Origin of the sequence: Sphingobium wenxiniae, from assembly GCF_007830065.1 — a bacterium.
In the GTDB taxonomy this organism is placed as follows: domain Bacteria; phylum Pseudomonadota; class Alphaproteobacteria; order Sphingomonadales; family Sphingomonadaceae; genus Sphingobium; species Sphingobium wenxiniae.
The window spans coordinates 192,131-215,266 of the sequence record NZ_VLKK01000005.1; the positions used below are offsets into that span (position 1 = coordinate 192,131).

Genomic DNA, 23,136 nt, shown 5'->3' on the forward strand with positions numbered 1-23,136 from the left:
TCCTTGGCGGAACAATGCATCCGATATTGCAAATTGAATGAAAATAATCTCATATGTAGGAATTAAAAATAAGCACGAAATAAATCATCATGCAAAGTATATAATAATACAAAGCATGTATCCGATATATAATGGCGTCAATTGTAAAGTGGATAATTTTTAGTATCTATTTATCATAAGCAATGAATTCCAATATGAGAGGGATTGTCATGAGCCGGGAACCCGACGATCTGGACCCGAAAGTCTATAGGCGCGAAGGGGTGGTCGATAAGGCGCATTATCTTGGCCAGGCCTTTGCCGACGCCGAAGCGGCGTATCTCTGGCCGCGCGTATGGCAGGTGGCATGCCGGGAAGAGGAAATCCCCGCCGCGGGCAATTACATCGCCTACGACATCGTGGACGACAGCATTATCGTCACGCGCGGACAGGACGGTGAAATCCGCGCCTTCCATAATGTCTGCCCCCATCGCGGACGCCGCCTGGTCGGCCGGTCGGGCACCGCGCGCGAATTTGTCTGCGGCTATCATGGCTGGCGCTGGAACCTCGACGGCAGCAATAGCAAGGTGGTCGACCGGCATGATTGGCAGGGGTGCATCAGCGATGAGGAGATCGGCCTTCAGGCGGTCAAGGTGGCGACCTGGGGCGGCTTTGTATTCATCAACATGGATGCCGATTGCGAACCGCTGGAAACCTTCCTCGCGCCGGTGATCGAACGCTGTGATGGATTCGAGTTCGAGAATTTGCGTTTCCGCTGGTATCGCTCCGTGGAATTCCCCACCAACTGGAAGGTGATGCTGGAGGGCTTTACCGAAGCCTATCACGTCCAGCAGACTCATCCCCAATTCCTGGAGTTTCTGGAGGATTATTCGAACAGCGGCGCCTTCGGGCCGCACAGCGCCTTCTGGTATCCGCCGCTGCCCGACGGGCGCTCGCGCTTCACGGTTTCCTCGCGCCTGAGCAAGCCCGCCGATCCCGATACGCGCAAATATGTCCTCGCCTATCAGAAGGAGATGCATGAGGAACTGGGCGCCATGGTGACGCCGCGCACCTATGAAGCGGCGCAACGGCTGCTGACTGAAGTGCCGGATGGTGCGCCTTCGGGCGAGGTCCTGGCGAAATTGCGTGAATTTCAGATCGCGGCGGCGGTGGAGGATGGCGCCGGCTGGCCGAAGATCGACGCCGAATATATCATGCGTTCGTTCCAGGACTGGCATGTCTTTCCGAACCTTGTCTATCTCCACAGTTCGGTCGATGGCGTGCTCTGTTACCGGGCGCGTCCCAATGGGCGCGATCCAGACAAGTGCATTTTCGACGTCTGGTCGCTGGTCCGCTATGCGCCGGGGAAGGAACCGCGCCTCAAGCGGGAATATTATTCCGACTATCGCGAGGTGAAATGGGGGCGCGTGCTCGAACAGGACTTCGCCAATCTCAAGGAAGTGCAGCGCGGCATGAAGTCGCGGGCCTTCAAGGGGGCGCTGACCAACCCCGTTCAGGAAAAGGCGGTCAGCAACTTCCACCGGGCGTTGAGGGAGTTCATGTCGGAAGGGGAGGGCGGCGGCTCGTGCGCCTAAAGCATCCCGCGCAAAAGCGGGCGCCGGAAATTGCGTCAGATCCGACGCCGCGCGCTTCAGGAGACGGCCGGTTTTCGCACGCCGGGTTTGCTGACGCGCGCGGATGCCGGAACGACAAGCTGGCAGGCCAGGCGCATCGTGCCGCCATGCCTGGGCTTGACCGACAGCCGATCCAGCATCTGTTGTTCGCGCAAGCTGGGGACGGGCAGGGGCATGTCCGACTCCAGAACCTCCACCGCGCACACGCCGCACTGCGCCTGACCGCCGCAGACATTGGGCCAGCGGATACCGACGCTCTGGGCGGACGCCATCAGTGCTTTCCCGGCTGGCACCGGGATATCCACTCCAGCGGGTTCGACCCGAACGACGATGGCCGCGCAAGACCCTTCCTCCTCTCTCTCCTCAATTGGCAAGGTAGCGATCAATCGTCTCGTGATAATGTCGGATGCGCGCCTCCTGATAGCGCGCGACTTCCAGGACGCCGGTGCCGCTGGCTTTCATGCCGTTCTGGATGAATTCCAGATTGTCGCAGTCCTGTTGCAGGATCGGTCCGACATAGCCCAGTTCGGGAATGTCCCGCATCGGCTCGCCAACGTCCAGCTTGACGATCGGGCCGGGGGCGGGCTGCTCCCCTTCATATTTCAGGTAGAGGGATGTTTCCCACAGGCAGCTATCGGGCGTTTCGCCGGGCCGGAAGCGATAGACCAGCGGGTTCGACGTTGAAGGCCAGATCAGAAAATGCGGGAAGATGAGATATTCCGTGCCGTCGAGCAGTTCGGAATTCGGCATCTGGCTGACATCGAGGCCCATCCTGTCGCGATAGACCTGCACGGCGATGCGGCGCAGCGCCTCGCGCGCGCTTTCGCCTTCGGAAAGGTCGCCCTCGGGCGTGCCGAACATTTCGGGCAGATAGACCGATGTGTAGGAATCCAGCACCTCCTGCTGGCTGGGTTCCGGCGAGAGATTAGCCGAAGCCCAGCCGACGATGGAATGGAAGCGGCTGAAATGCGGTTCGTCGGGATACATGTCATATTGCGTGGCGGTGTCCGGCGTCAGCAAGGCCGCCTCCGGATGCGACGAATAGACGTGCAGCGTTTCGATGAAGGCGTCCATCGCCGCCTTCCAGTTGCAGTTGAGCTTGCGCTCTACCGTGACGGAGCGGTAGCGGTCCGACCAGTCCCAGTCCTTCCATTGATCCACCATCTTGCCCAGATAGCTGTGCAGGCTGGGCGCATTCTTATCCATGTTGATGAAGAAGAAGCCGTTCCATTCTTCCACGCGCACTTCGGGCAGGCTGAAGCCGGCACGGTCGATCTGCGGGAAATCCCACTGGGCCGGAATCCATTTGAGGTCGCCCTCCAGGCTCCAGGTGAAGGCGTGATAGGGACAGCGCAACTGTTCCTGATGAGTCTTTTCGGTGCACAGCTCGCGCCCGCGATGCAGGCAGCTGTTGCGGAATGCCTTTACCGATCCGTCACGCTGGCGCACGATGATCACCGATTGGCCGACATTGCGATACACGTAAATGTCGCCCGCATTGGGGATGTCGCCGCTCCAGACCCCGAACTGCCAGGTCCGGCTCCACATCTTCTCGATTTCGGCCTGATGAAATTCGGGACTGGTATAGCGTTTGATGTCGATCGGCTTCACGGCCGGAACCCAGTCAGACGCATCGTCGACCAGGGTACGGGGCGGCGGGATTTCGTCCTTGGGCAGCACGATGCGCGGGACGATCGCGGGTGCGTCGTGCTGTTCGGGCGGCTGTGCCGGATCGAAATGGGTTTTGGTATCGCCGGAAAAATTGTCGGTCATGTCATTTACTCGCTCGCGGCTTCCAGGGGCTCCAGCGCTTCATAGAGGACGGCGCTGATGGATTCATTGTCGAGCGCGGGCGACATCGGCATACGCTCTGTTCCCGCGCGCGCGCTCAGGTCTGCGAGCACGGCTTCGGGATCATCCGCCTTCATTCCGTACAGCGCGAGATATTGGCGCCCGCCCTCGACATCCGCCGCATAGCGGCGCGCACTGACAAAGCCGGGCACGGCCAGCACATCCGGGACATGGCGTGTATCGTACCAGCGGTTATATTCCGCATCCTGACCGGCCACGGGTTTCGTGAATACGACGAAGCAATAGTCCTTCATATGTTCATCCTCTTTCCCGGAAATAGCCCAATCTGTTCTGTATTCAGGATTTCGGCCGGCGGCTGTGCGACCGCGCGTGAATAATATCCGCGGAAAATCCAGGCCAGCAAGGCGGCGAGGAGCAGCGCGGGCACGGTCACGATGATGATAGCCCAGCGTAGGCCGTCATCATAGCCGAACGCCATGTCGCTGACAAATGCGATGGCTGTCGGTCCGGCCGCGATGCCGCCCAGGCCCGTGACGAGCAGATACAGGGCGGAGAGCTGTCCGCGGAACTGGTTGGGCGCAAGATCCGCGATCACCGAGGGCGCGGTTGAGGTCGACGCGACTTGCATGGTGAAGGCGATGACACCGAATAGGAACGAAAGGGCGAAGCTGTCGATCGCCCACCAGGCAGCAAAGGCGAACGCGCCGACAACGCCGCTGAGCACCACCACTCGAAAACGGCCGCCGGCAATGCCGCGCGCATTCCACCGGTCAGCGAGCGTGCCGCCGAGGAAAGCGCCGATGATCGACGCGAACAGCATGACGACACCGACCATGAACCCCGCAGAAGCCAGCGAAAGTCCATAAACACGCACATAGGCTGTGGCCATCCAGGCCAGAACGCCATAGCCTGCGAAATTGATCAGTCCATAGGCGGCGAAAACCAGGGCGATGACGCCGCGCCGCTGCCGTAGAAATGCTCCCAGCCCCGTGGGGGCGTGATGGGCTGCGGCGATTTCCCGCCGTTCCGGCTCCCGAATGAAAAACAGCATCAGGGCAACGATGAAGCCGGGCAGGCTGGCGATCAGGAAGGCGGCCTTCCACATGGGAAGACGGCCCAATGGCCACAATGTCACGCCGTCCTGGCCCAGAAGGCCGATCACTGCCGCTCCGGCAAAGAGCGATACGGAGATGCCGACCGTCGCCGCGGCGCCGAACATGCCATAGGCGCGGCCGCGCCGTTCCTTCGGGAAATAGTCGCTGATCAACGAATAGGCGGCCGGGTGGAGGCAGGCTTCGCCCAGGCCCACGCCCACGCGCGCCAGGAATAGCGCCCAGAAGCTGTTGGCAAAGCCGCAAAGAGCCGTCATCAGGCTCCACATGACGATGCCGATGATGATGATATTGCGGCGATTCAGCCGATCGGCCGCATAACCGATGGGCAGTCCCGCAATGGCATAGACGGCTGCAAAGGCAAGGCCATGAAGCAGCGAGACCTGCGTGTCGGAAATGTCGAGATCCGCACGGATCGGGATCAGCAACAGGCTGAGGATCTGCCGGTCGAGCAGGGAAATGACGGAGGCGATCATCATTGCCGCCAGCGCTCGCCGCGCCATGGATGATGATCGCCCCGCCGCCATCGGTAATTCCCTCTAGAACCTGTAGTCGAGTTGGACGCCGTAGGTACGCGGCTGGGTGTAGGAAACACCATCCGCCACTTCGGTAACGAACGTACCGCCGAGCGTGACCTTGTCGGTCAGGTTCTTGCCGTAGACGGAAACGGTGAGGCCGCTATTCGCCGGCGTCCAGGCCGCCCGCGCATCGACCGTGGCATAGCCCGGTTGTTGGATGCGATGGTCGAAGGTGAAATAGACCTTTGTGGTGTAATAAAGGCTCGCCATCAGATCCAGCTTGCCGCCCGCGACGTCGGCATGGCCGTTCGCGGTCACCGATGCCGTGAAGCTGGGCGCGCGGATCATCTGCTGACCGCTTGCGTCATAGGCGATCGTGTCGTTGCCGGCATTGAGGGCATTGGGCACGTTCACCGATGCATTGGTGAAGTCCTGATATTTGGGATCGAGATAGGACAAGGCCGCGCGAAGGTCGAAGGCGGGGCTGAACACATATTGCGCATCGACTTCGGCGCCGTAGATGCGGGCGTTGGCGGCGTTGCGGACGAAGGAAAGCGGCACGCCGTTGACGCTGGTGAAGATATTCGCCTGAAGATCGTCATATTTATAATAGAACGCCGCCGCATCGATCGTCAGCGCGCTGCTGAGGCGTCCCTTATAGCCCACCTCGAAAGCCTTGACCTTCTCCGGGTTGGCGAGATCCGCCTGGGCTACGTTGCTGGTGTTGTAAACGCCGCTCTTGAAGCCTTGGCTATAAGTGAAATAGACATTGCTGCGCGGCGTGATTGCATAGCGGATGGACGCGCGCGGCGTGAAGCTGTCCCATTTCTTCGAATCGATGAAGGTCAAGTGAGCCGGCACCGGGGCGCTGACCGAACCCAGGAACTGGTCGCCGGACTGCGAACGCTTTTCCCAGCTATAGCGAAGACCGCCAATGACCGAGAGCTTGTCGGTGATGTTGTAGTAGAGTTCGCCGAAGCCGGCATAGGATTTCACCTCCTGCCGTCCATAGATCGAAACGCCGTAGCTAGGCGTCTGGACACCGAGGGGATACCAGGCGCCCTCGCCATCGGTATAGTAGAAGCCCAGGACAAAGTTGAAAGGGCCGTCCAGATCCGACGCGTAGTTGAGTTCCTGGGAGAAATATCTGTCATAGCTGTTGACATGATAGTTCACGCCCACGCCATTGGGCGTATAGGCATAGTCAGCGTCGAGAACGTTGCGCAGCTTGAACTTGTTGTAGGCCGTGATGGACGTAAGAGTCCCGCCATCGCCTTCCCACTGTATCTTGCCCGACAATTCATAGGCTTTCACATGCTGCGGCCTGCTGTCGTCATTGAGGGCGACGTCCAGCGGACGGGTGGGAATGATCGCATTGGGGTCGAGCAACTTGGCGACGGTGTTGCCGTTGAGCGGCGATCCGTAGATGGCGACCGATTCCCTGCGGTCGGAATAGCTGCCGGACAATATGACCTTCAGCCGTTCGGTAAGGTCCATGCGCAGCTTGCCCCGGACCAGCCAGGCTTTGGCGCCGCTCAACCCCGGGCCATCGGGACGGATATCGTGATAATAGCTGTCGTTGCTGTGATAGAAACCGGACAGGCTGACCGCCAGCTTGTCGGCCACGAGCGGCGCGCTGATGAATCCCTTGGCGATGAAATCGTCATAATTGCCGTAGCTGACCGTCCCCGCGCCGGTCAGTTCATAGGACGGTTCCTTGGTGAAGACCTGGATCGCGCCGCCCGTCGCGTTGCGGCCGAACAGCGTGCCTTGCGGGCCTTTCAGCACTTCCACCCGCTCCACGTCGGGAAGGTCGAACGTATTGGCGACGGTCGCGGGCTGATAGACCCCGTCGAGATAGATCGCGACATTCGCATCGGCGGCCGGGCCGGTGATCGTCGTCGTGATGCCGCGAATGGCTGGCAATGTGAAATTGCCGACGCGGTCCATCTTCAGGCCGGGGGTCAGGTTTTGAAGGGAATAGGTGTCCGTGACGCCCGCCGAACGCAGCGCGTCTCCGCTCAGGGCCGTCAGCGACAAGGGAACATCCCGCGCCAGTTCCGATCGGCGCTGCGCCGTCACGACGATGTCGGCATTGACCGAAGCATCTTGCGGCCCGACGTTCGCCGATGCCGTGCTATCCTGGGCCCAGGCGGCCCCGGCGAACGTCATGACGTTGACCATGGCCGAAGCGGCCAGCAACATTTTGCCTCCACGCATATCTCTCACCCCTCCTTTTTTCTTCCATCGTTTGGAAGCTCTCGTTGAAATCGGACTTATTATTTCTTTTCATGCGCGGTCATGGCCGGAAGACGGTTCATGCCGCTCTGTCTTTGGACGCCTTTGAAGGGCGTCATGCCGGTCAGCCGATAACGCCCAGCACGGTGCCGACCGGATGGGTCTCGCCCGCGTTGATCAGGATGCGCAGCGTGCCGCTTGCCGGGCTTTCGATCTCGTTGGTGGACTTGTCGCTTTCCATCGTGAACAGCGGCGCGCCTGCTTCGACCGTCGCCCCGTCGGCTACCAGCCATTCGGCCAGTTCCCCTTCCACCATGGAGAAACCAAGCTTTGGAAGAAGCACCTCAGTCGCCATTCATCTTCTCCTTGTGCTATCCGGCCGCGTCGAAAGGGGCGGTTTCCTCTTGTTTGCCGTCGTTCTTTCACCGTCTGCCTGCCAACTGACCATGGACAGGGCGATGATTTGGCGTCTAAATTAATCCTCATGTCCCAATAGGGTCAATCGGTATCTTTGCGTTAATGATACTAACATCACAGAGGTGATCGAATGAAGGCAAGCGCGGAAATTGTTGGGAAGGACGCGAATTCAAAACGGCCTGCCAGCCGGAAAGGCAGCGCTGGCGGACTGCGCGGCGAACTCAAGCGATTCACGCGGGAGAAATTGGTCGCGGCAGCGCTGGATTCATTTGCCGCGGATGGTTTTCGCGCCACGACCGTGGAGCGCATCGTGGAAATGGCGGGCACGACGGCCCCGACATTTTATCGCCATTTTTCAAGCAAGAATGAACTGCTTAAGCCGCTCCAGGAGCAGCTGACGCTTGAGGTAAGGGGAGCTGTCGGCAGCCTCAACGACGTCGAGACGGTGGATTTTCCAACCATGCGCGCGTGGCTGGACGTTTACGCGCGCATGTGGATGCGTGTGCACAAGCTGTGCGTTGCCTATTGGGAGGCGACCGAACTCGATAGCGACTTGGCCGCGGACGTCATCCCATCATCGCTGATCACGGTATCGGAACTGGGCAGGTTCTTGGACCGGTTCGCGCCTTTGGATCGGGAATCGATCGAGTTGCGGCTCGCGCTGCTGATCCCGCTGCTGGACCGCGCGACGCAGGTAACGATGGGCACGCGGGACAAGCGGACAAAGGAAAAGCTGTTCGACGAATTTGCGAACATGCTGGTCCTCGTCCTGCGTAATCCCGGGCCGATCAAATGACCTCGCCCGCATGACGACAGGAGAGGACGGAATCAGGCGGGATCGAGCGGACGCCCCAGAAAGGGCCAGGGCGAAAAGGCGTTTGCAAATTCAGGGTCGCGATACAGTTTGCCGGTCGATGCCATGCTGCCCCGATAGAAGGGGATGAAGCTGCGGCGGGCAAAGCGCCAGCCTTCGCCGGTCCTGACCAATTGATCTTCATAGGTGCCAAAGCAGCAGGACACGGCCTCGCTGTCCTTGTATCGCAGCAACTCGGTTACGGACCAACTGGCCCGTGCCGTGTCGCCTTCGATGTCGATCATGCCGGCGCCGCAATTCTGGACAAGGAATTGCAGTGGAGCGAGGGTCTTGGTCAATGCCTCGGCAATGGCGGCGCGTCCGACGATATCGGGATAGTAGAAGGCTGAGAGAATGCCGTCCTCGGTATAGACGGCCGCCGCCGCCGCGCCATCGAGCTTTAGCGTCGCATGGCTGTAGGAGGCCGCCAGCTTCTGGATTTGGAGTTCGTCAAGCAGTCGGCGTTCGATGGGAGTCATCTTCATTTCCTTCTTTCCGGCTGCGGATCGCCGGCCTTGCCCGTGACGGCGCCGGGCACGTCCCGGAATCTGCCCGCCCAATCCCCGTTCATGCCGCAATCTCCGTAGCCTGAACGATCCGCCGGGCAGGCGCGAGGCCAATCATCAGCAAGACCGACGACAGGCACAGCGCCACGACCGACACCATCATGATGGACGTGTTCACCCGCATCGGATCGTGGAAGACGAAGTCCGTGAGGAACGCTACCGATGGCGGCCCCAGGCACATGCCCATGAGGTTGAAGATCAGCACGAACAAGGCCGACACCCGGCCCCTGAAGCGGTTCGGCGTCGCCAGTTGCAGATGCGCGACGGACGGTCCGGTAAAGGGATGCAGGAAATGGATGCCCGCCAACGCCGGCACCAGCAGCCAAAGCGAGTCCGCGATCTGGAAGGCGACGACGGCCAGCGCGGCGGCCAGCAACGTCGCAAAGACAAAGTAGCGCAAATGGGCATCGCGCGTGCCTGCGGCGAACCAGCGATCGACGATCCAGCCCGGCAATATGAAGCCGGGGATTCCGGCGCCTATATTGACGAGGCCAAGGAGTATGCCGACTTCGGCGGGGCCCATGCCATAACGGCGCATCAGCATCGCGGGCATCCAGGCGGCGGTGCCGTAGGCCACCACGGCGATCAGACCGAAGGCAAGGAAATGACATATGAAATAGCGGCGATTGGCGAGCAGGAAAGGTATGACACCCGCGTCCGCGCCGGGCGCCAGCACGGGCGACTGCCGCCGCACCGGTTCCGGCACGAAAAAGACCAGCATGGCCACGAAGATGCCGGGGAGGCCGGTGACGACGAAGACCATCTGCCAAGGCTCCAACTGCCCTACGACGGGGAAGGCGATGGTCCCGATATTTTCGAAATACTGGATCACGGCGCCGCCCACAATATAGGCAAGAGCGCCTCCCAGCGCCGCCCCGGTGGCAAAAACACCGAGCGCCAGGGCCAGCCTGCGCGGCGGGAAGAGATCGGAAATGATGGAGTAGGCCGCCGGCGAGAGCGACGCTTCGCCCACGCCCACGCCAAAGCGGGCGATCAGCAGATGGCCGTAGGTTTGCGCCATGCCGCACATGGCGGCGGCGAAGGACCAGAGCGTCATGCCCACATAGATGATCCCCCGCCGCGAATAGCGGTCGACCAGCCAGCCGATGGGAATGCCGAAAAGGGCGTAGAACAGGCCGAAGGCAATGCCCTGAAGCAGGCCCATCTGGAAATCCGTGGCATGAAGACTGAGGCGGATCGGTTCCACCAGCAGCGAGACGATCAGCCGGTCAAGATAGGAGAAAATGGCGATCAGGAGCAGAATGGCGACGCTGAGCCAGGCGCGGCCTGTCGACGGCATAATTCCGGGCTTTGCGCCCGCTTGCATGTGCATCGTCTGTCCGTTTCTTATGATTTGAGGATATTTTGATGGTGCTGCTTGCGCATCGCAGCCTGCTCGTCGCCGCTCATGAGGTTCGAATAGACGAGCCGTTCGAGCTGGCGGGCATTGGCGGAATCGAGGTCGGCCGCCATTTCGATCGACATTTTCGCAATGGCCGTCACTTCCGGCGGGTAGCTCGCAAGCAGGCGGCAGAAGGCCCAGACCTCTTCCTCGAACGTCTCGTCGGGATAGACCTCATGGACGAGGCCCATGGTCAGCGCGCGCTGCGCGTCCACCTTCTGATTGGCCAGCACCATCCATTTTGCCCAATGCAGGCCGCAAATGCGGGTCAGGCGGCTGATGCCGCCGGAGGCAGGCACCATCGCCATCTTCATTTCAGGAAACCAGTAGCCCGCGCTCGCGGCTGCAAGGCGGAAATCGCAGGATAGCGACATTTCCAGCCCGCCGCCCACGCACATGGCCTGGTGCGCGGCCACGATCGGCTTTTCCACCAGTTCCATTTCCTGCCAGAGCGTCTGCATCCCGCCCATTTCGCGGCGGAACCAGCTACGCGTTTTCAGCCCGCTCTTGCCGGACGGATTGTCGTTGAAGGCGGTAAGGTCGGCGCCGGCGGAGAAATAACGGCCGGTCGCCCGGATGAGCATCACCCGCAGATCGTCGCGCAGGCGCAAGTCCTCGACTGCCGCGCGGATGGTGTCGAGCGTTTCCTGGTTGAGGGCATTGAGCTTTTCGGGCCGGTTCAGCACCAGTTCCAAAATGCCTTCGCGTTCCGATCTCAACACCGCGGGTTCAGCCATAATCTTCCTTTCCTTCAATCCCATGCGACCGCCGGTCAGCGATTACGCGGCAGTCCCAGGGCCTTTTCACCGATCATGCTGCGCAGCACTTCGCTGGCGCCGGCATAGATGGTGCTCGCGGTCGAACGGCGATGATCGCGTTCGATAAGGCCCGGCAGCCCAGGACGCCGAAGGATGGAGTCCGGGGCGGTGAGATCCAGTAGATCGGTGGAATCCCGATTATAGCTCTCCACGGCGAACACCTTCGACATAGGTCCATAGGCCAGGTCGGGTTTTCCTTCCGCCCGCGTCCACAGGCTTCGGCGGTATAATAGGTCGGTTATCGCATTATGCACCGCCACGCGTGACAGGCGGGAGAGAACGATCATATCCTCGATGGCGGGACGATCGCCCCGCGTCGTCGTGCGTGCCCAGTCGACGGCCTGGCCCAGCATCTTGTCCTGCACCGGAACATAGGAACCGCCGCCCTGTTCGAGCCGAAGCGCTGCCCCCAGCACCGCCGTTCCGCCATTGACCTCACCCACGCGATAGCGGTCGGGAATGCGCACGTCGGTATAGAAGGTTGTGTTGGTGCGTTCGTCCTGAAAGGTGAAGATCGGCCGGATCTCGATCCCCGGCATGTCGGTCGGGACCAGGAACATGGTGATGCCCTGGTGCTTGGGGGCATCGGGATCGGTACGGCAGAGCAGGAAGATATAGCTGGCGAGTTCGGCGCCGCTGGTGAACATCTTCTGCCCGTTGATGACCCATTCGTCGCCGTCGCGCACGGCGCGCGTGCGTGCCGCGAAAACGTCGGAGCCCGAGCCAGGCTCGCTATAGCCCAGGCTGCACATCGCCTTTCCGCTCGCCAGGCGGGGGAGAACCTCCGCCTTGGTGTCCGCGTGGCCAAACCAGATGATCATGTGGCCGACCATGTCGGTGACGCCAGTGCCGACGCGGCCCCAGTCATAAGCGTCCCATATGGCCGCCGATCGCGAGGCCGCATAAGGATCGGCAGCCCGGCCGCCATATTCCTTCGGCCATGCCGGGAACAGCAGGCGCTCGGCCCCCAGCCTGGCGTGAAAGTCCCAATCATGACCCTCGAACGAGAAATGCGCCTGCGCCGCCAGTTCCGGCGTCAAATTGGCGCGGAAGAACGCGTCGGTTTCCGCCGCCAGCGCCTCGGCCTCGGCGCCGAAGCTGAAGTCGAGTGTCATTTCGCCGGCATCGGGCAGGCGCGGCGCGTCTCCCAGCCACAGGCGGCGGCCGACATTGAGCAGCTCGTCGGTCGGATCGCCCAGCAACAGCGCGCGCGCCTTGGCGCGGCGGTGGTAAAGCTGCACATCATATTCGACCGACAGGCCATAGCCGCCATGGGTGTGGAGCGCGCGCTCGACGGCCCGGCCGGATGTGTTCGCCGCCCACCAGAAACTCATGGAAACGCTTGCGGCCGCATCTGCCGCGCCCTCGGCCACGCGGGCCGCGGCCCACCAGTTGAGCAGTTGAGCACCGTCAATGTCCATGATGAGGTCGGCCAGCGGATGGGCAATGCCCTGGTTGGCGCCGATCGGCTTTCCGAACTGGATGCGCTCGCATGCATAGGCGGCTGCGATTTCCACGGATCGCCGCGCCATGCCGTTAAGCTCTGCCGCTGTCAGCAGCTTCCATTCCTCCAGTGCGGCGAGAAATTCCGTCCGGGCCGCTGCGCCGCTCGCCACCGTTGCTCCACCGTCCATTTGCCAGCGGGCGATGGGCAGGTCGGCCAGATTTTCGAGAAATGCCTCTTGCCGCCCGCTGTCGAGTGCCAGCACCGTTTCGCCCCGCAGCGCGAGGACGACATCGGCAACCGCGCCGCCCGGGACGATTTGTTCCGGCTTGTCGGCCGCGTCGAACAGCGCGAACGTGACGATGGCCCCGTCACGCGCCACCCGATCGAACAGCGCGCGCGCTTCGTCGGTATCCAGACATGCCAGCAGCCGTCCGGTCACGATCGCTTCCGTCAGCGGCGCGGAAACCAGCGCCTTGCCTGCTTCCTCGACGACGATCTGCGCATCGAGCAGGCTGAAGCCGCCCCCGCCATGGGCTTGGGGCGCGCGCATGGTCAGCGTGCCCATATCGGCCAGCTCCCGCCACAGCGCCGGATCGAACCCCCTGGGTTCGGCCGCCCGGATGCGCGCGGGCGTCGATTCGGCTTTGAACAACCGCTCGAAGCTTTCCTTGAGCAGTCGTTGGTCGTCCGAGATTTCAATCTTCATGGCAGGTCCGTCAATCAGGCAAGGACAGAAAAGGGAGCGGGCCGGCATCGTTTGCCGATCCGCCCCCATGGGTCAGAAGGTGTAGCCGATGGTCACGCCGTAGGTGGCCGGCTCGCCAAAGACCCGATAGTCGGCAAAGGCATTGCTTGTGTCGACGATCTTGTAGCGGGTGTCGGTGATATTGCGGCCATAGATGGTTATGTTCCAATGATCGTCCGGATCGGTCCAGCCCAACGACAGATTGACCGTCGCATAGGAACCCTGCTGGTTCTTGTATCCCGAATCGGGGTCGCCCGGAACCGTGAAAGCGGCGGTCGTTGGCGTGAACTTGCTGGAATAGGACATGTTCGCGCCGATCTTCAGCGCGCCATAATCGATCGGGACACGATAGTCGGCGCTGAGATTGGCGGTCCAGTCGGGCGCGCGGATGATGCGGCGGCCGCTCCAGTTTTCGAATACGGACTCGTTGAAGCCGGTGGACGGGCTGGGCTGCTGCGCCGGCGCGCCGGGGAAGGACTTGTAGCGGGCATGGGTGTAGGCAATGCCGCCATGCAGGTCGAAACGATCATTGACCGGCAGCACGAGCTGGGCTTCCGCGCCATAGATTTCCGCCTTGGCCGCATTCGCCAGGCGGGACTGCTGCTGCCCGTCCACGATCTGGAGGGCGGCGACCTGCAAATCCTTGTAATCGTAATAATAGCCCGCAAGGTCGAAGCGGACGCCGCGATTGGCCGTCTTGAAGCCGATTTCATAGGCGTCGACCTTTTCGGGATCGACGGTGTTCACATAGGCGACGTTGGTGTTGAACGTGCCGCTTTTGAAACCCTTGCTGTAGGAAGCATAGACATTGCTGTTGGGGGCGACCTCATACAGGATGACGGCGCGCGGCGTCACGCTGCTCCAGCTCTTGGGCACATCGTCCACATTGGTCGTCAGCGGTCCGGCAACCGGGCCGGACGCGAAAGCGTAGACCCGCCGTTCCTTGCTCCAGCGGATACCGCCGGTCAGCGCCAGCCTGTCCGTCAGGTGATAGGTCGCATCGGCATAGGCGGCGATCGCGCGGGTGCGCAGTTCGCCGCGTGTCTGTGCCGTCAGCGTGACGCTGCGCGCCTGATATTGCTTTGTATTATAGTAGAAAGCGCCGATCACCCAATCGAGCGCCCCGTTCGAACCGCCCAGATTGAATTCCTGGGAGAAGGTCCGTTGCTTCTGGATCAGATCCTGCTCGAACAGGGAGAGCTTGGATGCATCGATATCGTAGACGATGTGATCGCGCTCGCGATTATAGTAGGTGTAGGAGGACAATGTCGGTCCGCCCTCGAAAGCATATTCGCCGCGCAGTGAAGCTGTGTAGCTGTTCGATTTGGTCTGTGGCGGGAAATTGAGCGAGGTCCGGTTGGTCCGGTTGAGCGCAAGCGGCGTGGCGGGATCGATCGATGTCGCCAGAACACGCCCGACCGGCGTGATGGACAGGCCCGTCGGGTCATAGACCTGGTCATAGGAAAGGGCCGCGATCAGCTTCAACTCGTTGTTGGGCTTGAACAGCAGCTTGCCGCGCAAGGTGCGCGCACCCTGTTCGTTGGTGTGTGATCCGTCGATATCGCGAATCCAGCCATTGCTGTCGCGATACAGCCCCGCGACATCCACGGCGACCGTGTCGGACAGTCCGGTCGAGAGGTAGAATTGCGCGCGCTTGTCGTCGAACCGGCCGTAACTGGCCTGAATTTTGCCGGTCGGCGTGAAGGACGGTTCCAGCGTCGAGATCAGGATCGCGCCGCCGGTCGCGTTACGGCCGAACAGCGTGCCCTGCGGTCCTTTGAGCACCTGCACCTGATCGATCGCCAGAAAGTCCAGGTTGATGCCCACCTGATTGGGCTGATAGAAGCCATCGACATAGATGGCGACGTTGTTTTCCTGCCCAATGCCGACAACGGAGGTCGTTATGCCGCGGATGGTCGGTTGCAGGTAAACGCCGGTGCGGCTGAGCTGCGTGCCCACGGCGATCTTCTCAAGCCCCTGGATGCCGCCGATGTTCGCCGAAGCCAGGGACTCGCCGGAAATGGCGGTGATGGAAATCGGCACATCCTGGAGTTTTTCCGAGCGCCGCTGCGCGGTCACGATGATGTCCTGGCTGGCGCCGGCATCAGCCTGCGGCGTGCCAGCGCCCGCCATATCCTGCGCTGTTGCCGTGGGCGCCGCAAGAATCAAGGAACCAAGGAACGCGCCGGCAAACAGAACGGATTTCGGATGACTTGAATCATTCATAAATATCCTCTCGAGGATTTATTATAAAAATATTATGTGATAGAGTATTGAAATATTAATTATGAATTGATCAAGAGGTATTTGATCAATATTATAAAGAATTTAATATGTATGCTTTTGTGCATCTATCATCGATGCAAGATTGCCTTGCTTTCCTTGTATACTGATGCTGGCCAAGGACGGCTCATTGGCCGGTTTCGCGGACGGGCGTCTCTTCCTGCTGTTCAAATAGAGCGGCGACGCCCGGTATGCTGATCTTGAGGGAGGGGGTACGCGGAAGCGCGTCGACGATCACGAAGCGGGTGGGGACATGGGTGATGTAGAGAGTCCGGCGTGCGTGCGCGCTTAACTCCGCGGTGGAAGGGATCGGAGCACCGGGACGCAGTTCGATCGCGGCGACGGGCACCTGGCCCAGTCGACGGTCGGCCATGCCCACGACTGCCGCGGCCGCGACGCTGGGATGCGTCTGCAACGCGGATGCGACCACTTCGGGGAGAATCTTGAATCCGCCTCGGCTGATGGCGCCATCGGCCCGGCCGCGATGGAATAGGAATCCGTCCTCATCGATCATTGCCAGGTCGGTGGTACGAATCCAGTGATCACCCATCCTCGGCGTGCTGACCTCCAGCAATCCTTCGGCGCCAGGCGGCAATTCTTCCAGCGTTTCAGGATCGAGAACGCGCAGCCGCGCACCGGCCCATGCGCGCCCCACGCTTCCGAATTTCGCGGGGCCGAAAGCGCGGACATCCTCCAGCGTCATGTTGGACACGGGACCGCCGAATTCCGTCGCGCCATAAGCCAGCAGCACGGGGATGCCATAGCGTTGCTCGAATTGCGCCTGGACATGAGGGTCAAGACGGGCCGCGCCGGAATGCAGCGCTTCGATACTGGAAAGATCTTCTGGCGGGATATCGGCGTCCAGCACCATCTGGATACCGGCGGGCGGCAGACCTGCGCGGGCGGGCCGATATTGTTTCACATAAGCGAGCCAGCCATCGACATCGAACTTTTCGAGCAGCAGAGTCGGTAGGCCAGCCGCGGCCAGCGGGAGGAAAGTGTAGAGGCCGGAAATATTGCCGAACGGATAGATCATCAGGCCGGGCGTCACGGCCTGGCCAGGGTCGGGCTTCTCCAGAACGATGCTCTCCCCCACCATCGCGCGGAAGATGAGGTCGAAGTCCATGGCGAGGCGCTTGGGCGTGCCCGTGGTGCCGCTGGTCAGCATTTCGATGCCCGCGACGGGGAAGGGGCCGCGATGAGGACCGGGTCCGCATCGCTGTGCACCCGCTATCCGTGTGATCCCTGCATCCGCCGGCGCGCTGGGGTCGAGGCGGATGGCGGCCGTGCCAACTGAACGGGCGGCGGCAAGCGCTTCTTCTGTCCAGTCCTGCCGATCGGCAATCACGGCAGACAGGCGCAGCGCCTCGATATCGCGCGCAATCGCCTCACCGGACTGGAAGGCATAGATCATGACGATCGACCGGCCGGTGATCAGCAGTTCCAGCAAGGTAGCGACGAACAGGGGGCGGTTGCGAGGAATCAGTCCGATGGGCGCATCATCGGGAACACCCGCAGCGCTCAACGCCTCGGTCAAGGCGCGGCCGCGATCGGCCATCCAGCGCCAGCTGTAATGTTCGCCATTAAAAATCAGGGCCGGGCCGTCCGGCGCGGCATTCCGCGCCGCGGCAAGTACGCTGCTCAACCTGTTTGCAGCAGACATGCTTCATCCTCCTGCCGGATCATGTCCGGTCCTATCTGACTCTGCGATGGAGTTCGCCCGCCGCTAAGGCCGTCTCCGCGCCCTTTATCCTTGGCAGGGTATATGTGTATGGGTGTTGATACTACAGTCCTCTATGCACTGGGGCTATGCAAATATGCCGATAACGAACTGGGATGACCTGCGCCTTTTCCTCGCCGTTGGACGAGCGGGCGGGATTGCTGCGGCGGCGCGTGGCCTTCGCGTCGATCATAGTACCGTGGTCCGCCGGCTGGCGGGTCTGGAGGAAGCGATGGGCGCGCGGTTGGCGGACCGGCTTCCTACCGGCGTTCGCTTGACCGGGGCCGGTATGGAACTGTTCGCCCATGCCGAACGGATCGAGGCCGAGGCGAAGGCTGCCGACCTGAAGCTGGGCGGCGTGGATGAAGGACCAACGGGAACAGTGCGGCTGGCGACGCCGGAGGCGTTCGGGTCATTCCTGGTTGCGCCCGGCGTCCACCTGCTTCACGCCCGTTATCCCGGGCTTTGCCTTGAACTGGTGCCCGAAGGGCGCGCGGTCAGCCTTTCCCGGAGAGAGGCGGATATCGGCGTTATGCTCGCCCGTCCGCCGCGGGGGCGTCTGCATACCCGGAAGCTCGCGGACTACCGGCTTGGTCTCTATGCTTCGGCCGGTTATCTGGAGAGGGCGGGGCATGTAAAGCGGATGTCCGACCTGGCGGGCCATGCCTTTGTCAGCTACATTGACGAGCTTGTGGGAATACCCCAGTTGCGTGCCCTTGAACAGGTTGTGCCGGGCGCGAATGTGGTCTTCCGCTCAAGCTCCGTGGTCGCCCAGCACAATGCTGTCGCTGCCGGCATGGGGATTGGCTTGCTGCATGGTTTCGCAGTTTCTCCAGATGCGCAGCTTGTGCCCATTCTGGAGGATCAGATCGCGGTATACCGTAGTTACTGGCTGGTCATGCATTCCGATCAGCGCAACCTGCCTCGTATATCTGCCGTGCTGCGTTTTCTGGATGAGATCATCAGCGCCAATCGAGATCGAATTGCTCCCCTCTAGCGCATTTTCAAGTCGGGTGGGATCACCCGACGACTCGGGAATCGTCCGCCCGCCCGCAGGCGGGGAAATCACTTTTCGCAGCGAAGATAGCGATAGGCTGTCGCGGCCGAAAGAAGCGGATCGGACGGCCTTTCATACTCCCAGATATAATAGCGCACCTGATTGCCAGCGGCCGCGAAGATGCGCGGCCAGTCATTGATGCCTTTGCCCAGATCGGTCACCGACCCGTCCGGCGCCATGTCCTTTACATGCAGCAGATCGATCCGGCCCCAATGGCGGTTGAGGAACGCCACCAGCGCATCCTCGCTGCCCAGCGCCTTCAATGCCCAATGAATGTCGAGTTCGAAATGGACGAAGCGCGGATCGGTGCGCGCCGCGACAATCTCCCAGGCGGAAACCATTTCCGTCCGTCCATCGCCGTTTCGATCATAGGGATAATGAAAGCGCAGCGCCGCCTCATGGTCCATGACCATGAGGCGCAATCCTCGCGCGGCGGCCGCGCGGCCCAGCCGTTCGAGATTGGCCGCCGTCGCCAGGACATGCTCATAGCTGTCGAGGCCGATCGGGCCAAAGCCCCATGATCCGACATAATTCTGGCCCAGCGCCTGCGCGCGATCCAGTTCCGCGCTCCATTCGGGTTCTTCAAGCGATCCATGGCTGCTGACCGAACGGATGCCGGCGTCTTTCAGGATCGCGCGATAGGGAACGTCCGGCAGCAGGAGCGTGCCGCCGAACCGCTCCATATTGCGGAAACCGACCGCGCGAAGATCCTTGAGGTAACGGCGGAACATCGCCGGATCGGGCGCAAGGCGGGGCATCGGCGGATTGGCCGTGCCCGCCCGCATCCGGGCCGGATCGGGGGAGGGGAGCGGCGTCGCGCCAGGCGGCATGAAACCACTCATCACCGTCGCCAGCTGAAAGCCGATCCTGGCGGACGGGATGGGTGTGCAGCCTCGCTCGCCCGGCGCAGCCGCAGACGCGGCAACCGGCGTTCCAAGCCCCAGCAGCACGGCGGTCGTCAACCTGTGCAAGCGCGGCGTCACGATGCATCCGCCTTTACCGGGCGCGATGCCGAAGCGCCGAACAGGGCGATGAACGCATAACAGGCCGCGGGGATGACAAGAGCGGTCGCGAGCGAACTACGATCCGCGGTCGCCCCCGCCAACAGGGGAACGATTGCGCCGCCGACGATCGCCATGCACAAAAGGCCCGAACCGCGCGGAGTATCGCCGCCCAGACCCTCGATCGCCAGACTGAAGATGGTCGGGAACATGATGGCATTGGCCAATCCCACGGCAATCAGCGCCCAGCCCGCGATCTGTCCGGTTGTCACGGCGGACAACGATACCAGGAACAGTGCCCCGACGGCCGCGCGGCGAGGGCCTTTCCGGGTGCGAGGATCCGCAATACCGAGCCGCCGACAAAGCGCCCCAGCATCGCACCGCCCCAATAGAAGGCGATATGCTCGCCGGCCGATTGTTGATCGAGACCCAGCGTGGAGGATTGCATCAGATAATTGACAAGCAGGCTGCCGATCGTGACCTCGGCCCCGACATAGAGGAAGATCGCCGCCACACCCAGACCCAATCGCCGCTGGCGAAGCAGCCCGAAACCTGCCGATATCGGCGTCGCGCCGGCCCCTTTGCCCAGTCGGTTGCGCCATAGCCAGAATATCATGGCGATGACGGCCAGCACGATGGCGAGGGCAAGATAGCTGTGGCCGATGACGGCGGCTTCGCGCGCCTGAAACAGGCGCAAGGCTTCTCCTGACAAGGTCGCGGGATCGGTGCCGGCGATCGATCCCAATATGACATGCGCTCCGATCAGGGGGGCGGCCGTCGTTCCCAGCGAATTGATCGCCTGCGCGAAGGTCAGGCGGCTATGCGCGCTTTGCGGCGATCCCAGATTGGCGATCAGCGGATTTGCGGCAACCTGCAATACAGTGACACCGCCCGCCAATACGAAGAGCGCGGCCAGGAACATGCCGAAAGTCGCGCTGGCGGCGGCGGGAATGAAGAGCAGGCATCCTGTCGCCATCGTCCCCAGCCCCAGCACGATGCCGCGCCCATAACCGAGCCGCGCGACGAGCGCTCCGGCGGGCAGGGAAATGATTGCATAGGCCGTGAAAAAGGCGAACTGCGTCAGCATCGCCTGCGCATAGCTGAGCTGGAAAAGCTCCTTGAGCTTGGGAATCAGGATATCGTTGAGGCTGGTGATGCCGCCCCAGAGGAAGAACAGCGCGACGACCAACCCCACCCAAGCTCCCGCCACGCCTGCGCGCGCCCCGCGACGCGCGCCTGCCTCAACGGCGGTTCGACATAGCGGGCCTGCGTCACTTGGTCATTCCGCGCCGGGCTTGGGGCGCTTGACCTGCGAGAGCGGATGCGACGGCGGATAGGTCGGCGTCTCGGGCACATTGGTGCCCAGACACACGATCATCAACGCTTCCTCGATGCCCTCGTTCACCAGCCCGCGATAGATGCTGGCGGGCACGGACACCAGATCGCGCTCCTTCATGTGGGTTTCGTAATATTCGCCCTCGCTCTCGCACATCAATTTCACCTTGTTGCCCTTGAGGATGAAGAACACCTCTTCGACATCATCGTGCAGGTGAAGCGGTCCTTCGCAGCCCGCGGGCAGCACCATGGTCGAGAAAGTGAAATGCTCGGCCGGCACTCATGCGGGGCCGTTCCGTTGGATGGCTGGGGCGGCAGGATTCGAACCTGCGCATGGCGGTACCAAAAACCGCTGCCTTACCGCTTGGCTACGCCCCATCAGATTGCCGGACCGGCTGATGCGGACCGCATATAGCGGCTGATCCGCGAAAGGAAAGCCTAGTCATCGCGATCGTTGCAAGGCAATATGGCTGGATCAAACCAGCTTGGGGAAATCGCTGGCCATGCCCGCAAACAGTAGCTTGACCGCATCGCAGATTTCCCCCGCATCTCCGCTTTTCCTGCGCGAGGACGAAATACGGCGCGGCATCGAAATGCTGTATTTCGGTTATTCCGCCCTGACCCGGTCCATCGATGAAGGCTTGGGAGCGCAGGGATTGGGGCACGCGCATCATCGGGCGCTGTATTTTATCTCCCGCCAGCCCGACCTGACCGTCAAGGATCTGCTTCGGCTTCTGGCGATTACCAAACAGTCCCTTGGACGCGTTCTCAACGACCTGATCGAACATGGCTATGTGGAAGCGCGCCAGGGCGCGCACGACCGGCGGCAAAAGCTGCTGCGCCTCAGCCCGGCGGGCGCGGCATTGGAAGCGGAACTGTTCCGCGCCCTGCGGGAAAAAATGGCGGCTGCCTATGCGCAGGCGGGGCAGGGGTCGGTCACCGGCTTCTGGCGCGTGCTGGAAGGTCTTATCCCCGATCAGGATAAATCCATGGTTCTGGGTCTGCGAAGCCGCTGAACCGTTGGGATGACGCAACCTTATGCCCCTTGGCGCGCTTATTCCCGGCCTATTGGCTGAAACGAGGAGCAACCATGAGAAAATCCTTTCTGGCAACCGCCGCGATTCTTTCCGCCGCCGGCCTGTCGGCCTGTTCCGAGAAAGCACGGGATAGCGTCGAAAATGCCGGTTCCGCAGTCGGCAACGACATCAGCGGTTCCATGGAAAGCGCCGGCGATCGGATCGATAACGGCCTCGACAGGGCGGGACAGGCTATCGACAAAGGTGCCGACAAGGTCGGCGCGGCCGCCGGGAACGCCGCCCGCGATGCAGACCGCGAAGCGGACAAGGCCAAGCATGACGTCGGAGAATCCCTTGAAAATGCGGGCGCGGACCTGAAGAACTGAGGGCCGCCGCCGATCAAGCGGCCGACGGCACGCTTGATCAGGATGGACGGCTGAAGACCGGCGCCCTCTTTTCAAAAAAAGCTGTGAAAGCTTCCCGCGATTCGGCGGATTGCATCGCTTCCGTGAAAAGGCCGGCTTCTTCCTCGATCCGCGCGAGAACGTCGTCCCGATTCCCTTTCAGCAGACGGCGGGTGGCCGCAAGCGCCAGTGGCGGTTTCGCCGTCAAGGCCGCGGCCTTTTCCCGCGCATGATCGAGCAGGACGTCATTCGCCACGACGGCGCTGACCAGCCCCGATCCATCGGCGGCCTGCACGTCCATGGGCTCGCCCAGCAGAAGCATGGCGGCGGCTTTGGCGTATCCCATTGTCGCTGGGGCCAGCAGGCTTGAGGCTGCTTCCGGCACGATCCCCAGATTCACGAAGGGCATGATGAAGCGGGCGTCCGGCGCGGCATAGACAAGGTCGCAATGGAACAGCATGGTGGTGCCGACGCCCACGGCCAGACCCTGAACCGCAGCGACGACCGGCTTGTCGAAAGATGCGATGGCGCGGATGAAATCGAAAGCCGCCTCGCCGCCCTGTGGACCCTCCATGAAATCCTTGAGGTCGTTGCCGGCGCAGAAATCGTCCCCGCGCCCGGCGATGAGGACCGCGCCGACATCGCCCCGGCCCGCGGCGTCGGCCAGCGCACTCGTCATGGCGCGATACATGGCGGCGGTCAGCGCATTCTTCTTGTCTGGACGGTCGATATGGATTTCGACGACGCCTTCATCTTCGACCAGCACTATGCCTTCGCTCACG

General features: G+C 61.8%; 22 protein-coding genes and 1 tRNA gene. 5 read left to right on the forward strand and 18 right to left on the reverse strand.

Annotated features, from left to right (window positions below; translation table 11 throughout):
- Positions 1-209: 209 nt before the first annotated feature.
- The gene (locus tag IQ35_RS09010; RefSeq protein ID WP_021243274.1) at positions 210-1,571 is read left to right on the forward strand and encodes an aromatic ring-hydroxylating oxygenase subunit alpha; all 1,362 of its coding nucleotides are present in this window, start codon (positions 210-212) and stop codon (positions 1,569-1,571) included.
- A 56-nt stretch (positions 1,572-1,627) separates the two neighbouring features.
- Here the strand turns inward: IQ35_RS09010 and IQ35_RS09015 are convergent, their stop codons facing one another.
- From IQ35_RS09015 to IQ35_RS09040, 6 genes are all read right to left on the reverse strand, one after another.
- On the reverse strand, positions 1,628-1,996 hold the full coding sequence (locus IQ35_RS09015; protein WP_311768306.1) for a 2Fe-2S iron-sulfur cluster-binding protein: 369 nt from the start codon (positions 1,994-1,996) through the stop codon (positions 1,628-1,630).
- Positions 1,974-3,383 (reverse strand): aromatic ring-hydroxylating oxygenase subunit alpha, encoded by a 1,410-nt coding sequence (locus tag IQ35_RS09020; RefSeq protein ID WP_021243272.1) that lies wholly within the window; start codon positions 3,381-3,383, stop codon positions 1,974-1,976. Before IQ35_RS09020 ends, IQ35_RS09015 begins: the two co-directional genes overlap by 23 nt.
- 5 nt (positions 3,384-3,388) lie before the next feature.
- Positions 3,389-3,715 (reverse strand): DUF4286 family protein, encoded by a 327-nt coding sequence (locus IQ35_RS09025; RefSeq protein WP_021243271.1) that lies wholly within the window; start codon positions 3,713-3,715, stop codon positions 3,389-3,391.
- A complete protein-coding gene (locus IQ35_RS09030; protein ID WP_158636625.1) occupies positions 3,712-5,037 on the reverse strand; it encodes an MFS transporter in 1,326 nt (441 codons plus the stop codon). Before IQ35_RS09030 ends, IQ35_RS09025 begins: the two co-directional genes overlap by 4 nt.
- A 36-nt stretch (positions 5,038-5,073) precedes the next feature.
- On the reverse strand, positions 5,074-7,272 hold the full coding sequence (locus IQ35_RS09035; RefSeq protein ID WP_031290360.1) for a TonB-dependent receptor: 2,199 nt from the start codon (positions 7,270-7,272) through the stop codon (positions 5,074-5,076).
- Between the two features lie 142 nt (positions 7,273-7,414).
- The gene (locus IQ35_RS09040; protein ID WP_021243268.1) at positions 7,415-7,645 is read right to left on the reverse strand and encodes a biotin/lipoyl-containing protein; all 231 of its coding nucleotides are present in this window, start codon (positions 7,643-7,645) and stop codon (positions 7,415-7,417) included.
- 192 nt (positions 7,646-7,837) lie between these two features.
- On the opposite strand from IQ35_RS09040, the gene IQ35_RS09045 reads away from it, so the two are divergent.
- The gene (locus IQ35_RS09045) at positions 7,838-8,503 is read left to right on the forward strand and encodes a TetR/AcrR family transcriptional regulator (protein WP_021243267.1); all 666 of its coding nucleotides are present in this window, start codon (positions 7,838-7,840) and stop codon (positions 8,501-8,503) included.
- 32 nt (positions 8,504-8,535) lie between these two features.
- Here IQ35_RS09045 and IQ35_RS09050 read toward each other — a convergent pair whose 3' ends face one another.
- The 6 genes from IQ35_RS09050 to IQ35_RS09075 form a co-directional block, all read right to left on the reverse strand.
- On the reverse strand, positions 8,536-9,039 hold the full coding sequence (locus IQ35_RS09050) for a nuclear transport factor 2 family protein (RefSeq protein ID WP_059140306.1): 504 nt from the start codon (positions 9,037-9,039) through the stop codon (positions 8,536-8,538).
- Between the two features lie 88 nt (positions 9,040-9,127).
- Positions 9,128-10,426, reverse strand: a complete 1,299-nt coding sequence (locus IQ35_RS09055; protein WP_158636627.1) for an MFS transporter — start codon at positions 10,424-10,426, stop codon at positions 9,128-9,130.
- Positions 10,427-10,473: 47 nt separating this feature from the next.
- Positions 10,474-11,265 (reverse strand): enoyl-CoA hydratase/isomerase family protein, encoded by a 792-nt coding sequence (locus tag IQ35_RS09060; RefSeq protein WP_021243263.1) that lies wholly within the window; start codon positions 11,263-11,265, stop codon positions 10,474-10,476.
- Between the two features lie 35 nt (positions 11,266-11,300).
- Positions 11,301-13,499, reverse strand: coding sequence for an acyl-CoA dehydrogenase family protein (locus IQ35_RS09065; RefSeq protein ID WP_158636629.1), 2,199 nt, complete (start codon positions 13,497-13,499; stop codon positions 11,301-11,303).
- Between the two features lie 72 nt (positions 13,500-13,571).
- The gene (locus IQ35_RS09070; RefSeq protein ID WP_158636631.1) at positions 13,572-15,671 is read right to left on the reverse strand and encodes a TonB-dependent receptor; all 2,100 of its coding nucleotides are present in this window, start codon (positions 15,669-15,671) and stop codon (positions 13,572-13,574) included.
- A gap of 277 nt (positions 15,672-15,948) precedes the next feature.
- On the reverse strand, positions 15,949-17,484 hold the full coding sequence (locus IQ35_RS09075; RefSeq protein WP_145072781.1) for a class I adenylate-forming enzyme family protein: 1,536 nt from the start codon (positions 17,482-17,484) through the stop codon (positions 15,949-15,951).
- Positions 17,485-17,638: 154 nt separating this feature from the next.
- Between IQ35_RS09075 and IQ35_RS09080 the strand changes: the two genes are divergently transcribed.
- A complete protein-coding gene (locus IQ35_RS09080; protein ID WP_031290352.1) occupies positions 17,639-18,538 on the forward strand; it encodes a LysR family transcriptional regulator in 900 nt (299 codons plus the stop codon).
- Positions 18,539-18,606: 68 nt separating this feature from the next.
- Here IQ35_RS09080 and IQ35_RS09085 read toward each other — a convergent pair whose 3' ends face one another.
- The 5 genes from IQ35_RS09085 to IQ35_RS09100 all read right to left on the reverse strand — a co-directional run bounded on the left by IQ35_RS09085 (position 18,607) and on the right by IQ35_RS09100 (position 21,312).
- Entirely contained in the window at positions 18,607-19,581 is a 975-nt protein-coding gene (locus IQ35_RS09085; protein ID WP_145072784.1) for a sugar phosphate isomerase/epimerase family protein, read from the reverse strand.
- Positions 19,578-19,871: an MFS transporter gene (locus IQ35_RS21455; RefSeq protein WP_236614700.1), complete on the reverse strand. Its 294-nt coding sequence runs from the start codon at positions 19,869-19,871 to the stop codon at positions 19,578-19,580. Before IQ35_RS21455 ends, IQ35_RS09085 begins: the two co-directional genes overlap by 4 nt.
- Positions 19,868-20,809 (reverse strand): MFS transporter, encoded by a 942-nt coding sequence (locus IQ35_RS09090; protein ID WP_242003311.1) that lies wholly within the window; start codon positions 20,807-20,809, stop codon positions 19,868-19,870. The genes IQ35_RS21455 and IQ35_RS09090 overlap by 4 nt, the downstream gene beginning before the upstream one ends.
- 69 nt (positions 20,810-20,878) lie before the next feature.
- Positions 20,879-21,214: a cupin domain-containing protein gene (locus IQ35_RS09095; RefSeq protein WP_021243255.1), complete on the reverse strand. Its 336-nt coding sequence runs from the start codon at positions 21,212-21,214 to the stop codon at positions 20,879-20,881.
- A gap of 23 nt (positions 21,215-21,237) precedes the next feature.
- Positions 21,238-21,312, reverse strand: a tRNA-Gln gene (locus IQ35_RS09100).
- Positions 21,313-21,437: 125 nt separating this feature from the next.
- Between IQ35_RS09100 and IQ35_RS09105 the strand changes: the two genes are divergently transcribed.
- Both IQ35_RS09105 and IQ35_RS09110 read left to right on the forward strand, forming a co-directional pair.
- Positions 21,438-21,950, forward strand: a complete 513-nt coding sequence (locus IQ35_RS09105; RefSeq protein WP_145072787.1) for a MarR family winged helix-turn-helix transcriptional regulator — start codon at positions 21,438-21,440, stop codon at positions 21,948-21,950.
- 74 nt (positions 21,951-22,024) lie between these two features.
- Positions 22,025-22,336 (forward strand): hypothetical protein, encoded by a 312-nt coding sequence (locus IQ35_RS09110; protein ID WP_021243253.1) that lies wholly within the window; start codon positions 22,025-22,027, stop codon positions 22,334-22,336.
- Between the two features lie 37 nt (positions 22,337-22,373).
- On the opposite strand, the gene IQ35_RS09115 is transcribed toward IQ35_RS09110, so the two are convergent.
- On the reverse strand, positions 22,374-23,135 hold the full coding sequence (locus IQ35_RS09115; protein ID WP_145072790.1) for an enoyl-CoA hydratase: 762 nt from the start codon (positions 23,133-23,135) through the stop codon (positions 22,374-22,376).
- Position 23,136: the final 1 nt, after the last annotated feature.

What these genes read in the sequence shown, in the direction of transcription:
- IQ35_RS09010 (WP_021243274.1), top strand. Translation starts at nt 210, where the DNA reads ATGAGCCGGGAACCCGACGATCTGGACCCGAAAGTCTATAGGCGCGAA.
- IQ35_RS09020 (WP_021243272.1), bottom strand. Translation starts at nt 3,383, where the DNA reads ATGACCGACAATTTTTCCGGCGATACCAAAACCCATTTCGATCCGGCA.
- IQ35_RS09025 (WP_021243271.1), bottom strand. Translation starts at nt 3,715, where the DNA reads ATGAAGGACTATTGCTTCGTCGTATTCACGAAACCCGTGGCCGGTCAG.
- IQ35_RS09030 (WP_158636625.1), bottom strand. Translation starts at nt 5,037, where the DNA reads ATGGCGCGGCGAGCGCTGGCGGCAATGATGATCGCCTCCGTCATTTCC.
- IQ35_RS09035 (WP_031290360.1), bottom strand. Translation starts at nt 7,272, where the DNA reads ATGCGTGGAGGCAAAATGTTGCTGGCCGCTTCGGCCATGGTCAACGTC.
- IQ35_RS09040 (WP_021243268.1), bottom strand. Translation starts at nt 7,645, where the DNA reads ATGGCGACTGAGGTGCTTCTTCCAAAGCTTGGTTTCTCCATGGTGGAA.
- IQ35_RS09045 (WP_021243267.1), top strand. Translation starts at nt 7,838, where the DNA reads ATGAAGGCAAGCGCGGAAATTGTTGGGAAGGACGCGAATTCAAAACGG.
- IQ35_RS09050 (WP_059140306.1), bottom strand. Translation starts at nt 9,039, where the DNA reads ATGACTCCCATCGAACGCCGACTGCTTGACGAACTCCAAATCCAGAAG.
- IQ35_RS09055 (WP_158636627.1), bottom strand. Translation starts at nt 10,426, where the DNA reads ATGCCGTCGACAGGCCGCGCCTGGCTCAGCGTCGCCATTCTGCTCCTG.
- IQ35_RS09060 (WP_021243263.1), bottom strand. Translation starts at nt 11,265, where the DNA reads ATGGCTGAACCCGCGGTGTTGAGATCGGAACGCGAAGGCATTTTGGAA.
- IQ35_RS09065 (WP_158636629.1), bottom strand. Translation starts at nt 13,499, where the DNA reads ATGAAGATTGAAATCTCGGACGACCAACGACTGCTCAAGGAAAGCTTC.
- IQ35_RS09070 (WP_158636631.1), bottom strand. Translation starts at nt 15,671, where the DNA reads ATGGCGGGCGCTGGCACGCCGCAGGCTGATGCCGGCGCCAGCCAGGAC.
- IQ35_RS09075 (WP_145072781.1), bottom strand. Translation starts at nt 17,484, where the DNA reads ATGTCTGCTGCAAACAGGTTGAGCAGCGTACTTGCCGCGGCGCGGAAT.
- IQ35_RS09080 (WP_031290352.1), top strand. Translation starts at nt 17,639, where the DNA reads ATGCCGATAACGAACTGGGATGACCTGCGCCTTTTCCTCGCCGTTGGA.
- IQ35_RS09105 (WP_145072787.1), top strand. Translation starts at nt 21,438, where the DNA reads ATGCCCGCAAACAGTAGCTTGACCGCATCGCAGATTTCCCCCGCATCT.
- IQ35_RS09110 (WP_021243253.1), top strand. Translation starts at nt 22,025, where the DNA reads ATGAGAAAATCCTTTCTGGCAACCGCCGCGATTCTTTCCGCCGCCGGC.